Source organism: Pseudomonas sp. B21-035 (assembly GCF_024748945.1).
GTDB lineage: Bacteria > Pseudomonadota > Gammaproteobacteria > Pseudomonadales > Pseudomonadaceae > Aquipseudomonas.
Map to the genome: position 1 here is coordinate 4,508,706 of NZ_CP087179.1, position 13,254 is coordinate 4,521,959.

Below are 13,254 nucleotides of genomic sequence, written 5' to 3' on the forward strand. Positions count from 1 at the left end.
CTTTTTTCTTGCCTGCTGTAACGCCTCCAGGGCACCGGACTCTAGTGCTGCAGGTGGGCCAGAAGCGCTGGCTCTAACCTCCCCTTACTACTGGAGCCTCATCATGACCAAGTCCCTCAGCGCCGCCGCACTTATCCTCTCCCTGGGCTCGAGCCTGGCCTTCCTGCCTGTTGTCCACGCCGCCGACGACATGAAAATGAGCAAGGAAGCAAGCATGGAGAAAGACATGAAAATGGACAAGAAAATGGCCGACGACAAGAAGATGGACATGAGCAACGACATGAAGATGGACAAGAAGATGGACAAGAACGACAAGATGATGAAAAACGAAATGCACGACGACAAGATGTAACCCCTACAGGGTCCGCAAGGCCTGGCTGCTGCGCCTGAACCAGGCCAGCAGGTAATCGGCCAGCACCTGGACCCGCTGCGGCATCCCGCCTTGATAGGGGTGCACCAGGAACAACGGCACGCTGCGCGTCTGATAGTCGCGCAGCAACCACTGCAAGCGGCCGTCAGCCAGTTCTGCATGGAGCATGTACGACGGCAGACGGGCGACCCCGGCGCCCAGCAGCGCCGCCTTCTTCAGCAAACTGTAATGATTGCTGGCAAAGCTGCCCGCCACCTGCACCCGCAACAGTTCGTGCTGCTGGTGATACAACCACTCTTCACGGCCGCTGTAATGGCTGTTGAGCAGGCAGCGATGGCTGCTCAGTTCGCCCGGCACCATCGGTTCGCCATAGCGCTGCAAGTAGGCCGGGCTGGCGCAGGTCAGCTCCTGCATGGCCAGCACCGGGCGGGCAACCAGTCGCGCGTCATCCTGGACATCGGTGCGAATCGCCAGGTCAAAGCCGTCGCCCAGCAAGTCGCGATAGCCGTTATTGAGCTCAAGCTCCACTTGCAGGTCCGGGTAGCGAGCGGCGAACTCCAGCAGCAATCCTTCAAAAAACGTCTCGCCCAACGACACCGGCACGGTGATACGCACCGGTCCCGCCAGTTCGTCCTTGAGCATGGCCAGGGTTTGCCGCGCCCCTTCCATTTGCCGCACCAGTGCCTGCGCCTGGGGCAGCAACATGGCGCCGGCAGCGGTCAGGCTCAGCCGCCGGGTAGTGCGGTGCAGCAACTTCACCGAATGGCTGGCTTCAAGGGCGCTGATGCGCTTGGACAGTTGCCCCTTGCTCCAGCCCAGTTGTTGCGCGGCCAAGGTAAAGCTGCCGGCATCCATCAGCACGGCAAAGGCCGCCAGATCATCGAGGTCGCTCATGGATTGTTTCCATATGAAAACCAAAGGTTGCCTATTAGCACGCTTATCTACAGAAAAATCCACCCTAGACTTGAGCCTTGTCTACACACCCTACGAGGAATGGCTCAATGAAAATCCTGTTGATCGGCGCCAGCGGTACCATCGGTTCGGCGGTTGCCAAAGAGCTGGAGCAACGTCATGAAGTGCTGCGCATCGGCCGCAGCAGCGGCGACTATCAGGTGGACATCAGCGACAGCGCCTCGATCCGGCGCCTGTTCGAGCAAACCGGCCGCTTCGATGCCCTGGTCTGCGCCGCCGGCAATGTCACCTTCGCCGCCCTCGATGAAATGAACGCGGAGCACTTCGCCCTGGGCCTGAACGACAAGCTCATGGGCCAAGTCAACCTGCTGCTGATCGGCCGCGAGTTCATCAATGATGGCGGCTCGTTCACCTTTACCAGCGGCATCCTCAACCGCGACCCGATTCGCACCGGGGCCTCGGCCGCGCTGGTTAACGGCGCCCTCGATGCGTTCGTCAAGGCTGCCGCCATCGAATTGCCCCGTGGCCTGCGGGTCAACACCATCAGCCCCACTGTACTGGTCGAAGCCATGCCGGCCTATGCGCCATATTTTCGCGGTTTCAAACCCGTTCCGGCCGCCGACGTGGCACTGGCCTATGCCAAGAGCGTCGAAGGTTTGCAAACCGGCCAGACCTACCAGGTGGGCTAAGGCCTTGTGATCGGCGACCAGCCTGCGTAACGTGGCGGCACCTTTTGCTCGAGATGCTGGAGTTTGCTTGATGCGTGCCGCCCCTTCGCTGTTGCTTGTCGCCTTGTTGCCGCTGTTCGCCGGCTGCCAGATGCTGGCTGAAAAGCCGCAAGCCGCCTCTACCGCCGGCCAGACCCGCATGCAGGGCGAACTGACGGCCCAGGGCGGACAACTGCTGTTCAAGCCCTGTGAAGAGACCCGCCGCTTTGCCGTGACCGACAGCGGCAACACCGGCCTGCTGCAGGAAGCCAGCGCGCTGGCGGCCACCCCCGGCACCCTGTTCGCCGACGTGCGCGGTACCTTGTCGGCCAGCGCAAAGGCCGGCAACGACGGCCAGTTGAACGTACAACGCCTGTACCGCATCGAACACTCCAGCAGCGCCTGCAGCGACCCCAACTTCAAGCGCCTGACCCTGCGCGCCAGTGGCCACGAGCCGGACTGGAACCTCAAGGCCGGCGGCAAGGGCATGGTCCTCGAACGCCTCGGCCAGCCAACACTGGCGGTCCCTTTCCTGGAAGAACAGCTGCCCGACGGGCGCTTCAGCCTCAACACCGAGGCCAACGGCCAGAAAGTCGAGCTCTGGGTCGCTCCGCAACGCTGCGTCGACAGCGCCACCGGCAGTGTCCAGCATCTGATCGCCGAGCTACGGGTGGACGGCCAGACCCTGCGCGGCTGCGCCTACTACGGTGGCTCACGCAACGACTGATCATCGGCGCCTGCGTTTAACCTGCCTGCAAAGGCGGCGAACAGCTTATACTTGGCGGTTTGTGTAAAGCCGCCGGCCGTCCATGGCCGGGATACTGGACCCTGCCATGTTACGAATCACCGAACTGAAGCTGCCGCTGGATCATCCTGATGAAGCCCTGCGCGAGGCCATCGTGCAACGCCTTGGGATCAGCGACGAGCAACTGCTGGACTTCACCCTGTTCAAGCGCAGCTACGATGCGCGCAAGAAGAACAGCGAGCTGCTGTTCATCTACACCATCGACCTGCAGGCGAGCAACGAAGCCGAACTGCTGCAAAAGTTCGCCGACGATCACAACGTCAACGTCGCCCCCGATGTCAGCTACAAAGTGGTTGGCCAGGCACCTGCCGACCTGCAGGAGCGGCCCATTGTGGTCGGCTTCGGCCCGTGCGGGATCTTCGCCGGCCTGCTGCTGGCGCAGATGGGCTTCAAGCCGATCATCCTCGAGCGCGGCAAGGAAGTTCGCCAGCGCACCAAGGACACCTGGGGCCTGTGGCGCAAAAGCGTGCTCAATCCCGAGTCGAACGTGCAGTTCGGCGAAGGCGGCGCCGGGACCTTCTCCGACGGCAAGCTGTACAGCCAGATCAAGGACCCGCAGCACCACGGCCGCAAGGTATTGCACGAGTTCGTCAGAGCCGGTGCACCGGACGAGATCCTCTACGTCAGCAAGCCGCACATCGGTACCTTCCGCCTGACCGGCATGGTCGAAAACATGCGTCAGGAAATTCAGGCGCTGGGCGGCGAAGTACGCTTCGAACAGAAGGTCACCGACCTGTTGATGGACGACGGCCAGCTCAATGGCGTAGTCCTGGAAAGTGGCGAACAGCTGCACTCGCGCCACGTCGTCCTGGCCCTGGGCCACAGTGCCCGTGACACCTTCCGCATGCTACACGCCCGTGGCGTGTTCATGGAAGCCAAGCCGTTCTCCATCGGTTTTCGGATCGAGCACCCGCAATCGCTGATCGACCAGGCGCGCCTGGGCAAGTATGCCGGCCACCCGAAACTCGGTGCAGCCGATTACAAGCTGGTGTACCACGCCAAGAACGGCCGTTCGGTCTACAGCTTCTGCATGTGCCCGGGCGGCACCGTGGTTGCCGCTACCAGCGAGCCGGGCCGGGTAGTCACCAACGGCATGAGCCAGTACTCGCGTAACGAGCGCAATGCCAACTCCGGTATTGTTGTCGGCATTACCCCCGAGCAGGACTACCCGGGTGGCCCGCTGGCCGGTATCGAGCTGCAGGAAAAACTCGAAGCCCACGCTTACGTGCTGGGCGGCAGCAACTACCAGGCACCTGCGCAGCTGGTCGGTGACTTCGTTGCCGGGCGGCCGTCCACCGCCATCGGCAGTGTCGAGCCGTCCTACAAACCGGGGGTGAACCTCGGCGACCTGGCGCCAAGCCTGCCGGATTTTGCCATCGAAGCCATTCGCGAAGCATTGCCAGCCTTCGATCGGCAGATCAAGGGCTACAACCTGCCAGACGCGGTGTTGACCGGGATCGAAACCCGCACCTCATCGCCGCTGCGCATCACCCGTGATGCCAGCATGCAGAGCCTGAACCTCAAGGGCCTGTTCCCGGCGGGTGAAGGTGCTGGTTATGCCGGCGGGATCCTTTCGGCAGGTGTCGACGGGATTCGCATTGCTGAAGCGGTGGCGCGCAGCATGCTCGGTCTGCAGGCCTAAGTAGCTATCGCGGGTCAAGTCGGGTCGCCGCACCGCCGCTCCCACAGAGATATCTGCAATCCTGTGGGAGCAGCGGTGCGACGACTCGACGTGATCCGCGATGGGCTGCAAGGCAGCCCGCCTTCAAACACCCTCGCGCAACACCGACTCCGGCAACGCCTCACCGCGCTCGACACACGCCGTCACCGCCGCGATCATCCCCTCCAGCTGATACCCCTGCCCGCTCAACCAGTCCTGGTCATAGTAGGTAGTGGCGTAGCGATCGCCGCCGTCGCAGAGGATCGCCACGATCGAGCCGGCCTCCCCCGCCGCGCGCATGTGTTGCGCCGCCGCCAGGGCGCCGATCAAGTTGGTGCCGCTGGAGCCGCCGACCCGCCGCCCCAGGCGCTGGGCCAGGTAATGCATGGCCGCCAGTGACAGGGCGTCCGGCACCTTGACCATGGCGTCGATCACCTGCGCCAGGAACGACGCCTCGACCCGCGGTCGGCCGATGCCTTCGATGCGCGAACCACAGTCCAGGCGCAGCGAGCGGTCACCGGTCTTGTAGCAGTCGAAAAATACCGAGCGCTCGGCATCGGCGCACAACACCCGGGTGGCGTGCTGGCGATAACGCACGTAACGGCCCAGGGTCGCGGTAGTGCCACCGGTACCGGGGCTGGAAATCAGCCAGCTCGGTTCGGGAAATTGCTCGAAGCGCATCTGGGCAAAGATCGACTCGGCGATGTTGTTGTTCGCCCGCCAGTCGGTGGCGCGCTCGGCATAGGTGAACTGGTCCATGAAGTGTCCGCCGCTTTCCCGGGCCAGACGCTCGGACTCGGCGTAGATCTGCGTCGGATCCTGCACCAGGTGGCTCTGGCCACCATAGAAGGCGATCTGGGCGATCTTTTCCTGCGAGGTACTGGCCGGTACCACGGCAATGAAGGGCAGCCCAAGCAAGCGCGCAAAGTAGGCTTCGGAAATCGCCGTCGAGCCGCTCGACGCCTCGATCACCGGCGCGCCCGGACGCAACCAGCCGTTACACAGGGCATAAAGAAACAACGAACGCGCGAGCCGGTGCTTGAGGCTGCCGGTGGGGTGGCTCGACTCATCCTTGAAATACAGCTCGACCTCAGGAAACCCAGGCAGCGGCAGCGGGATCAGGTGGGTATCGGCGCTGCGCTGGAAGTCCGCTTCGATGATGCGGATGGCTTCACGGGCCCACTGGCGGTGATCGGTCATAGTCGATTCTCGGGCAAAAAGTTCGAAGTTCAGCAGAACATGTTAGGAAAATTCTGATAATTGCTACAGATACAGCCACGGTGAATTATCGACTGCAACTGCTAGGCTGCATGGCGTGAGTTGGTTACAGCTTATAACAAAAAAGAATATAGTTTTTGTTTTAAAGAATATCACCACAGGGTAGGGTGTGCCCCTATCAGAACCTTCAGGATGGAGAGCGCCCTTGCCCCTGCGTAGCACTTTCACTCGTTTCTTTCAGTTGGAAGCTGCCAGCGGTCTATTACTGATTGCTGCAGCTGCCCTGGCCTTGATCATCAACAACTCGCCCTTGTCGTACCTGTACAACGGCTTGCTGGATGTTCCCGTAGTCGCCCAGATTGGCGCGCTGAAAATCGCCAAGCCCCTGTTGTTATGGATCAACGACGGGCTGATGGCCCTGTTCTTTCTGCTGATTGGCCTGGAGGTCAAGCGCGAGGTGGTCGACGGGCATCTGTCCAAGCCTTCGCAGATCGTCTTGCCCGGCGCAGCCGCTATCGGCGGCATGGTGGTACCGGCGCTGATCTACTGGTTCCTCAACAAGGACAACCCGGCTGCCGTGGCTGGCTGGGCAATCCCCATGGCCACCGACATCGCCTTCGCCCTCGGCGTGCTGGCCTTGCTCGGCAAGCGCGTACCGGTTTCACTCAAGCTGTTCCTGATGACCCTGGCGATCATCGACGACCTGGGGGCGATCATCGTTATCGCCCTGTTCTACTCGGGTACCCTGTCGAGCCTGTCGCTGGGCCTGGCGGCAGCTTGCCTGCTGGTACTGATCGCGATGAACCGCATGGGCGTGGTCAAGCTTGGCCCGTACATGGTGGTCGGCCTGATCCTCTGGGTCTGCGTGCTCAAGAGCGGTGTGCACGCCACCCTGGCCGGTGTCACCCTGGCGCTGTGCATTCCGCTGCGCACCAAGAACGCCGAGCCTTCGCCGCTGCTGAGCCTGGAGCATGCCCTGCACCCCTGGGTTGCCTATGGCATCCTGCCGCTGTTCGCCTTCGCCAACGCCGGTGTGTCACTGGCCGGGGTCAGCCTCGAAAGCTTCACCCATCACGTGCCGATGGGCATTGCCGTAGGTTTGCTGGTGGGCAAGACCCTCGGCGTGTTCGGCTTCGCCTGGGTGATGATCAAGGCAGGCATGGCCGCCTTGCCGGCGGGTGCCAACTGGGGCCAGGTGCTGGGTGTGGCGATTCTCTGCGGCATCGGCTTCACCATGAGCCTGTTTGTCGGCTCCCTGGCCTTCGTGCCGGGTAGCAGCGAATACGCCGGCATGGACCGCATGGGCATTCTCACCGGCTCCATTCTGGCCGCGCTGATCGGCTATGGCATCACCGCGCTGTCGAGTCGCAAGCCCGTCACGGCCTGAGTCTCAAGGCAATAAAAAACCCCGACCGGCTTTGCCGAGTCGGGGTTTTTAATGGGTGGTGCAAAACTCAGTGAGTGACGCGACTGGTGCCGTCGACGGTCATGATCCGCACACGCTCGCCGACGCGGAAGATCTCGTTCTGCTGCACGGCCTGCACGTAGGCACGCATGCTGCCGTCATCTTCACGCACGGTGATTTCCACGCCTTGGGTGCGGGTCAGGCCTTCTTCGGCGGCGGAGCCTGCCAGGCCACCGGCCACGGCGCCGATCACGGCGGCAACGATACTGCCGCGGCCACCACCTACCGCACTGCCGGCGACGCCACCGACGATGGCACCGGCGCCGCCGCCGATCGGGGTCTTGGTCCCTTCGATTTTTACCGGCCGCAGAGACTCGATGGTGCCCATGCGCACGGTCTGCACACGGCGCGCTTCATCACGGGAGTACGAATCGCCGGTCAGGCTCGAGGCACAACCACCAAGCAGCAGCGACATTGTGGTGAAGCTTGCCACCAGCAGAACAGATTTACGCATTGGATGATCTCCGTAAGACAGATGCTCATTAGACTCCGCGCATTGACGACTGTCACGACACATGCGGGGTAAAATTGCTTCCATTCAGCTTCCGTACAGCCTGTTGCTATCGGGGCAGCCTGTAGAAACTTCTAGCGCAAGGATAGACATGGATTACTTCATCGTCGTCATAACCACCGTGGCAGGCCTGTACTTCCACTGGTGGATCTACGTTCGCATCAAGCGCTGGATGGACCGTGACCTGGCCTTGTCGCTGGCAGGCCAGGACGAAGGCAAGAAAGCCTTCATGCTACAACGTCTTGACAGCGCCAAGGCGCAAAAGGTCAAACGCAGTGAACTGGCGGCCTGGCTGGAGCGCGAGGCCGCCGGTTACCAGGCCGATTAAGGCGCGAGGCGCTCACGCAGCCAGTTACCTTGCTGCAAGCGATAGTTGAGGCGGTCGTGCAGGCGGCTGGCGCGGCCCTGCCAGAACTCTATGCGCTCGGGTAGCAGGCGGTAGCCACCCCAGTGCTCCGGGCAGTGTGGCTGGTTGTCGCTAAAGCGCTGTTCGGTGGCCTTGACCAGGCCCTCGAGCTCGGCGCGGTTGGCGATCACCCGGCTCTGCGGTGAGGCCCAGGCGCCCAGGCGGCTGCCCAGCGGGCGCACCTGGTAATACTCGTCCGATTCTTGCGGGCTGACCTTGACCACCCGGCCCTCAATACGCACCTGACGCTCCAGCGCCGGCCAGAAGAAGGTCATGGCCGCGAACGGGTTGGCCAGCAGCTGCTGGCCCTTGGCGCTGTCGTAGTTGGTGAAGAAGGTAAAACCCTCCTCGTCCAGGCCCTTGAGCAGGACGATCCGGCAATGCGGGCGGCCTTCGCTATCCACCGTCGCCAGGGTCATGGCGTTGGCTTCCACCGGTGGCTGCTCGGTGTTCAGGGCATCATCGAACCATTGACGAAACAACGCGAACGGCTGCGCCGGAGCCTGGGCTTCGGTCAGGCCATCGCGGGTGTAATCGCGGCGCATATCGGCCAGGGACTGGGTCATTACTGCGTTCCTTGACGATCAGTTAGTCTTCGCAGGGCTGGTGTTGGCGGCGACTTTTTTCGCCACCGGTGCCGCCGCCTTCTTCGCCGCAGGCTTGGCGGCAGGCTTCTTGGCAGCGGCCTTGGCCGGCGCGGCTTTCTTGGCCACAGTGGCCTTTTTCGCTGGCGCCTTGGCTGCAGGCTTGGCAGCCGGTTTCGCTGCAGCCTTGGCCGGAGCCTTGGCATCCTGTACGGCAACCAGTTCGGCCGGGCTCGGGGTTGGCTGCTTGTACTTGGCCAGCAGGGCAACCATGGTGTTCTGCGGGGTCAGTACCAGTTCAACGCGACGATTCAAGGCGCGGCCTTCAACGCTGTCGTTGGCTGCACGCGGCATTTGCGAGCCCATGCCGCGCAGCATCAGGCGATCACGCTCCAGGCCGCTGAGGCGGAAGATCGCCGCCACGGAACCGGCGCGCTCCTGGCTGAGTTTGGTGTTGGTGGCGGCAACACCGCTGGTGTCGGCATGCCCCAGGACCAGCACGGCAGTCTGCTTGTCGGCCTCGACGGCTTTGGCTACGCGAGTGATCGGGCCGAGGGTGACCGGCAGCAGCATCGCTGGGCGATCCGGGTTGTAGGAGCTGTCGACCGGCACGGTCACGACCAATACGTCTTCACGGCGCTCGACTTCGAACTTGCTGTCCTTGATCGCTTCGCGCAGCTTTGGCTCGTAGCTGTCGAGCCAGGCCTGGGTGGCCTTGTGGTCGATTTTCGGTACGGCAGCGGTCTTGCCCTTGGCGTCGTCACCAAACGGCCACCACCAGCGGCTGGCGCTTTCCGACTTGGCGTCGGCCTTGGCGACTTTTTCGGTGACCACTTCCTTAACTTCCTTGTCGACGACCTGGTCCGAGCCAAACGGCCACCAGTTGAAGCCGGCATCTGCGGCGCCATCTTTCTGAGGATGCTGCGCGCAGCCGGTCACGGCCAGGCACAGGGCGAGAGCTAAGGATTTATGCGAAGACATCAGCGATACACCATGAAAATGAAAGAAATTTGGCCCAGCAATGCAGGGCTTTGGAATTCAGAATAGCCAAAGGGTTCAGGCCCCATGGGGGTTAACCGATCAAAGGCAGCTGGCCAATACCCGCACCAGCTTCTGCGCCCGAGGGTCCATAAGCACGTAAGGGCCCAGGGTATTGGTAACAAAACCAAAGGAAACATCGTGTTCCGGATCGGCAAAGCCCACCGAACCGCCCGCCCCCGGGTGACCGAAGGCGCGCGCGCCCAGACCAAAGGTCGCGTTGGCGACGCTCGGCTGGTCAAGCATGCAGCCAAGACCGAAACGGGTCGAGGTCAACAAGGTCCGATCCTGGCCAAGGCTGTGCTCGCGGGTCAGCTCATCGAGCAGCTCCGACTCCAGCAAACTGCCATCGAGCAGGCCTGCGTAGAAACCGGCGAGGCTGCGGGCGTTGCCGTGGCCGTTGGCCGCCGGTTGCTGCATGCGCCGCCACTCGGGTTTGTTGACGCTGGTAAGCATCCCCGGCGGGTTGGTAAAGGCCCGGGTCGACAGGGCTTGCGGCTCGCGCAGGGTGACCTGGAGCAGGCGCTGGGCCGCCTCGTCGCCCATGTTGCCTTTGCTGCGGGCGATATGCGCAACGCGGGGGAAGTCTTCTTCGCCAAGGCCGATATGAAAGTCCAGGCCCAGCGGCCTGGCCGTGCGGGCAACGATCGATTCGCCTGGCTCGCGGCCATCGGCACGGCGAATCAGTTCGCCGATCAACCAGCCAAAGGTAATGGCCGCATAGCCGTGGGCCGTACCCGGGGTCCACCACGGTGATTCGCCAGCCAGTGCCTGGACCATGGCGTGCCAGTCGTAGAGGGCTTCGGCCGGCATCAGCTCACGCAGGGCCGGCACACCGGCGCGATGGCTGAGCAGTTGCCGCAAGGTGATCGATTGCTTGTCGGCCTGGGCGAACTCCGGCCAGTACCGCGCCACCGGCGCATCCAGGGCCAGCTTGCCTTCGCCGACCAGCTGCAGGGCGGTTACGGCGGTGAACATCTTGGTGCAGGAGAACAGGTTGGCAATGGTATCGCTGTGCCAGGCCTCGGCGCCGTCTTTATCGGCGCTGCCGGCCCAGAGGTCGATGACGGTTTCGCCGCCAACCTGGATGCACAGCGCCGCGCCACGCTCCTGAGGATCGTCGAACAGCGCCGCAAAGGCTTCACGTACCGCTTCAAACTTAAGCTCGTAATGACCCTGAATCTGCACCCAGCAACTCCCGCGAAACCGGCTTATCAAATGGCTGTGCATTGTTTCAGCCTGCGCACGATTTGGGAACAGACAGAAGCCGGGCGGTGCATGCCCGGCAGCAGGTGTCAGGGAGTCTTCGGCGCTTTTTCCGGGGTCACCAGGGTTTTACCGAACTGTTCCTGGGTTTGCAGATTGCTCCTGCGCACGCCGTCGACAAAGCCCTGGAACGGTACATCGGTAATGCCGACCAGGCCGAAATGGCCGTTCTCGCCATCGAGCAGGCGCCCGCTGGCAGGTTGGTCGAGGTACTGGAACCAGTGCACACCGACGATTGACGGTTCATCCAGCGCGGCCTTGATGAAGCTGGCATAGGCCGGCGCCCTGCCCTCTTCCTTGGCCACCTCCATCGGCCCCGGCCAGAACGGGCCACGGTCGCGGGAACCGAACTGGAACTCGGAGACCAGCACCGGCTTGTCCAGCGCCTTGAGCTGGTTGAAGTCGTAGCCGTCCTGCGGTTTGGGCGTGTAGAAATTGAAGCTGATGACGTCGCAGTACTCGGCACAGGCGCCGACTGCTTCCGGGGTGCTCACGGCATAACGGCCGCCAAGCAACAGATGATTGGGCGCATGCCACTTCAGCGAGTCGGAAATGGTCTTGAAATAGGTTTCGGCGAAGACCTTCTGGAAGTATTTGAAGTCGGCCTCGATTTCCGGGTGCTCAGGGCTTGGCAGCGGCGGTTCGAACCCTGGGTCTTCCATCAGCTCCCAAGCGGGCAGATCGATGCCCCAGGCCTTGGACAGGCCGGCCTGGTTGCGGTACTTGTCGCGCAACTGCTTGAGGAAGGCACGCTTGGCCGGTACATCGGTGGTCAGGCGCAAGGTGCCGTAGGCCAGGGCGTAGCGGGCCTTGGGATCGTCACCGGGGGCGGCCCAGGCCAGCTCGTTGTCGGCAAAGTAGCCGATCAGCCAGGGGTCGTCGCGGTGATCGCGGGCGGCAATCGCCACCGCACGCTCGGTGGCCATGGCAAAGCGCGGGTCGAACGGGTCAGGCATGCCGCCCCACCAGTCCATGCCGGTGCTGATGCTGGTGTAGTCACCAACGATCGACAGCGGCAAGGTGTACGGCATGCGATTGGCCTGGCCAAGCGTCGGCTCGCTCCAGTTGCCCAGGGTATTGAAGCCCCAGGCTTGCAGGCGGTCGAGGGTGTGGCCCTGCCAGCGCTGCTTGTCGAAGCTGGCGGGTGGACAGTCCACCGCCGCGCCTTTGTCACTGGCCGCCACCGGCGTGCATGGGGTGGAGTGGCTGCGCTCGATGTTGGCGGCATAGAAGTCGAACCAGCGCCCCTGGTTGAAGTTGCGACCACGGGCCGAGCCATTGCCGTCGTTGTTGTTGCCTTCACCGTAGAACTGCGCCAGCGCCTCACCTGCTTGCGGCAGTGCGCTGAACATGCTCTCGCGCCCTGCCACATAGGTGCGGCCACCGTCGGCTGCCACGGTGTTGACGCCCAGGGAATAGAACGGATGGCCTTCGGGGGTCACCAGGTACCAGCGACCTTCGCGTTTCTCGGTGCGAAAGAAGCCCTTGGCCTCGAACGCCGGGCCTTCGCTGATGCCACCGAACTTGTCGAGCTTGAGCTTGCTGCGTTCGCCCAGCCAGCCTTTGAGCTGCAGCTGTTCGCGGCCGGCGGCGGCCTTGAGCTGGTCATCGCTGACGATCTTTTCCGGCCAGCGACCGCGGGTCGACTGGCCATAGCCGTCGATCAGGCCGGTGTACACGGCCTTTTGCAGTTGCTCGTCATCCTGGGTGCCGACGCGCTCGATGAGGATGCTCTGGGCGACGTTGGGCTTGTTCATCGACAAGGTCACCGACACCACCTGCTTGAGATCGACCTCGCCAGCGCTGCTGGTCAGCAGTACCCGCTGGCCCTCGTGCACCCAAGGCATCGGCGGCCCGGCGCGCATGCCCTGGCTCAGCGGCGAACTGGCCTTGAGCGGTACATAGACGGTTTGCGCCGGGCCCGCCGGCAGGTCGATGCGGCTGGTGAGGGTCTTGCCGTCGCTGCTTAGCACCGTGACATCGACGGTCAGCGCCCAGTCCATGGCGCTTTGCAGACGCAAGGTCAGGGCCGTGGCGCTGGACCAGTCCCAGGCCCCGGCCTGCGGAGTCAGGCGCAGCTTGGGCTGCGCCACCGGGTTGAACACCACGCGGCGCAGCACCTCGCCCTCGGCCGTCTGCTCTGCATTGTACTGCGGCAGGCTGGCATCTTCGGTCAGCACATTGACCACGGCGGCCGGGCGAACGAAGCTGAACAGCGTCTGTTGCCCAGCCAGCAACGGCGTGCTGAACAACAGTGCGAATACGGCAGGCAAGGTACGGCGAATCATAGGGCTGGAGCTCTCCTTGAGGGC

At 63.0% G+C, this 13,254-nt stretch carries 13 protein-coding genes; 6 read left to right on the forward strand and 7 right to left on the reverse strand.

Features of this window, described 5'->3' with window-relative positions:
• Positions 1-103: 103 nt before the first annotated feature.
• Positions 104-352: a hypothetical protein gene (locus tag LOY22_RS20545; RefSeq protein ID WP_258594632.1), complete on the forward strand. Its 249-nt coding sequence runs from the start codon at positions 104-106 to the stop codon at positions 350-352.
• A 3-nt stretch (positions 353-355) separates the two neighbouring features.
• On the opposite strand, the gene LOY22_RS20550 is transcribed toward LOY22_RS20545, so the two are convergent.
• The gene (locus tag LOY22_RS20550) at positions 356-1,264 is read right to left on the reverse strand and encodes a LysR family transcriptional regulator (protein ID WP_093380195.1); all 909 of its coding nucleotides are present in this window, start codon (positions 1,262-1,264) and stop codon (positions 356-358) included.
• Between the two features lie 107 nt (positions 1,265-1,371).
• On the opposite strand from LOY22_RS20550, the gene LOY22_RS20555 reads away from it, so the two are divergent.
• From LOY22_RS20555 to LOY22_RS20565, 3 genes are all read left to right on the forward strand, one after another.
• Positions 1,372-1,971, forward strand: coding sequence for a short chain dehydrogenase (locus LOY22_RS20555; RefSeq protein WP_045197815.1), 600 nt, complete (start codon positions 1,372-1,374; stop codon positions 1,969-1,971).
• Positions 1,972-2,041: 70 nt separating this feature from the next.
• Complete coding sequence (locus LOY22_RS20560) at positions 2,042-2,716, forward strand: COG3650 family protein (protein WP_045197813.1); 675 nt, start codon at positions 2,042-2,044, stop codon at positions 2,714-2,716.
• Between the two features lie 106 nt (positions 2,717-2,822).
• Entirely contained in the window at positions 2,823-4,436 is a 1,614-nt protein-coding gene (locus LOY22_RS20565) for an NAD(P)/FAD-dependent oxidoreductase (protein WP_045197811.1), read from the forward strand.
• 123 nt (positions 4,437-4,559) lie between these two features.
• On the opposite strand, the gene LOY22_RS20570 is transcribed toward LOY22_RS20565, so the two are convergent.
• Positions 4,560-5,654, reverse strand: coding sequence for a PLP-dependent cysteine synthase family protein (locus tag LOY22_RS20570; protein WP_045197810.1), 1,095 nt, complete (start codon positions 5,652-5,654; stop codon positions 4,560-4,562).
• 223 nt (positions 5,655-5,877) lie between these two features.
• Between LOY22_RS20570 and nhaA the strand changes: the two genes are divergently transcribed.
• The gene (gene nhaA, locus LOY22_RS20575) at positions 5,878-7,059 is read left to right on the forward strand and encodes a Na+/H+ antiporter NhaA (RefSeq protein ID WP_093380192.1); all 1,182 of its coding nucleotides are present in this window, start codon (positions 5,878-5,880) and stop codon (positions 7,057-7,059) included.
• Positions 7,060-7,126: 67 nt separating this feature from the next.
• On the opposite strand, the gene LOY22_RS20580 is transcribed toward nhaA, so the two are convergent.
• Positions 7,127-7,591 (reverse strand): glycine zipper 2TM domain-containing protein, encoded by a 465-nt coding sequence (locus LOY22_RS20580; protein ID WP_010221079.1) that lies wholly within the window; start codon positions 7,589-7,591, stop codon positions 7,127-7,129.
• A 148-nt stretch (positions 7,592-7,739) separates the two neighbouring features.
• Here LOY22_RS20580 and LOY22_RS20585 point away from each other — a divergent pair, with 148 nt between their 5' ends.
• Complete coding sequence (locus LOY22_RS20585; protein ID WP_038999159.1) at positions 7,740-7,976, forward strand: hypothetical protein; 237 nt, start codon at positions 7,740-7,742, stop codon at positions 7,974-7,976.
• Here the strand turns inward: LOY22_RS20585 and pdxH are convergent.
• From pdxH to LOY22_RS20605, 4 genes are all read right to left on the reverse strand, one after another.
• Positions 7,973-8,620 carry a pyridoxamine 5'-phosphate oxidase gene (gene pdxH / locus LOY22_RS20590; RefSeq protein ID WP_045197804.1) on the reverse strand — a complete coding sequence of 216 codons (648 nt, stop codon included), beginning with the start codon at positions 8,618-8,620 and terminating at the stop codon, positions 7,973-7,975. The two genes, LOY22_RS20585 and pdxH, sit on opposite strands and share 4 nt — an antisense overlap.
• An 18-nt stretch (positions 8,621-8,638) precedes the next feature.
• Positions 8,639-9,619, reverse strand: a complete 981-nt coding sequence (locus tag LOY22_RS20595; RefSeq protein ID WP_093380189.1) for an OmpA family protein — start codon at positions 9,617-9,619, stop codon at positions 8,639-8,641.
• 99 nt (positions 9,620-9,718) lie between these two features.
• Positions 9,719-10,864, reverse strand: coding sequence for a serine hydrolase domain-containing protein (locus tag LOY22_RS20600; RefSeq protein ID WP_258594637.1), 1,146 nt, complete (start codon positions 10,862-10,864; stop codon positions 9,719-9,721).
• A 107-nt stretch (positions 10,865-10,971) separates the two neighbouring features.
• Positions 10,972-13,230, reverse strand: a complete 2,259-nt coding sequence (locus tag LOY22_RS20605) for a beta-galactosidase (protein WP_258594639.1) — start codon at positions 13,228-13,230, stop codon at positions 10,972-10,974.
• Positions 13,231-13,254 lie beyond the last annotated feature (24 nt).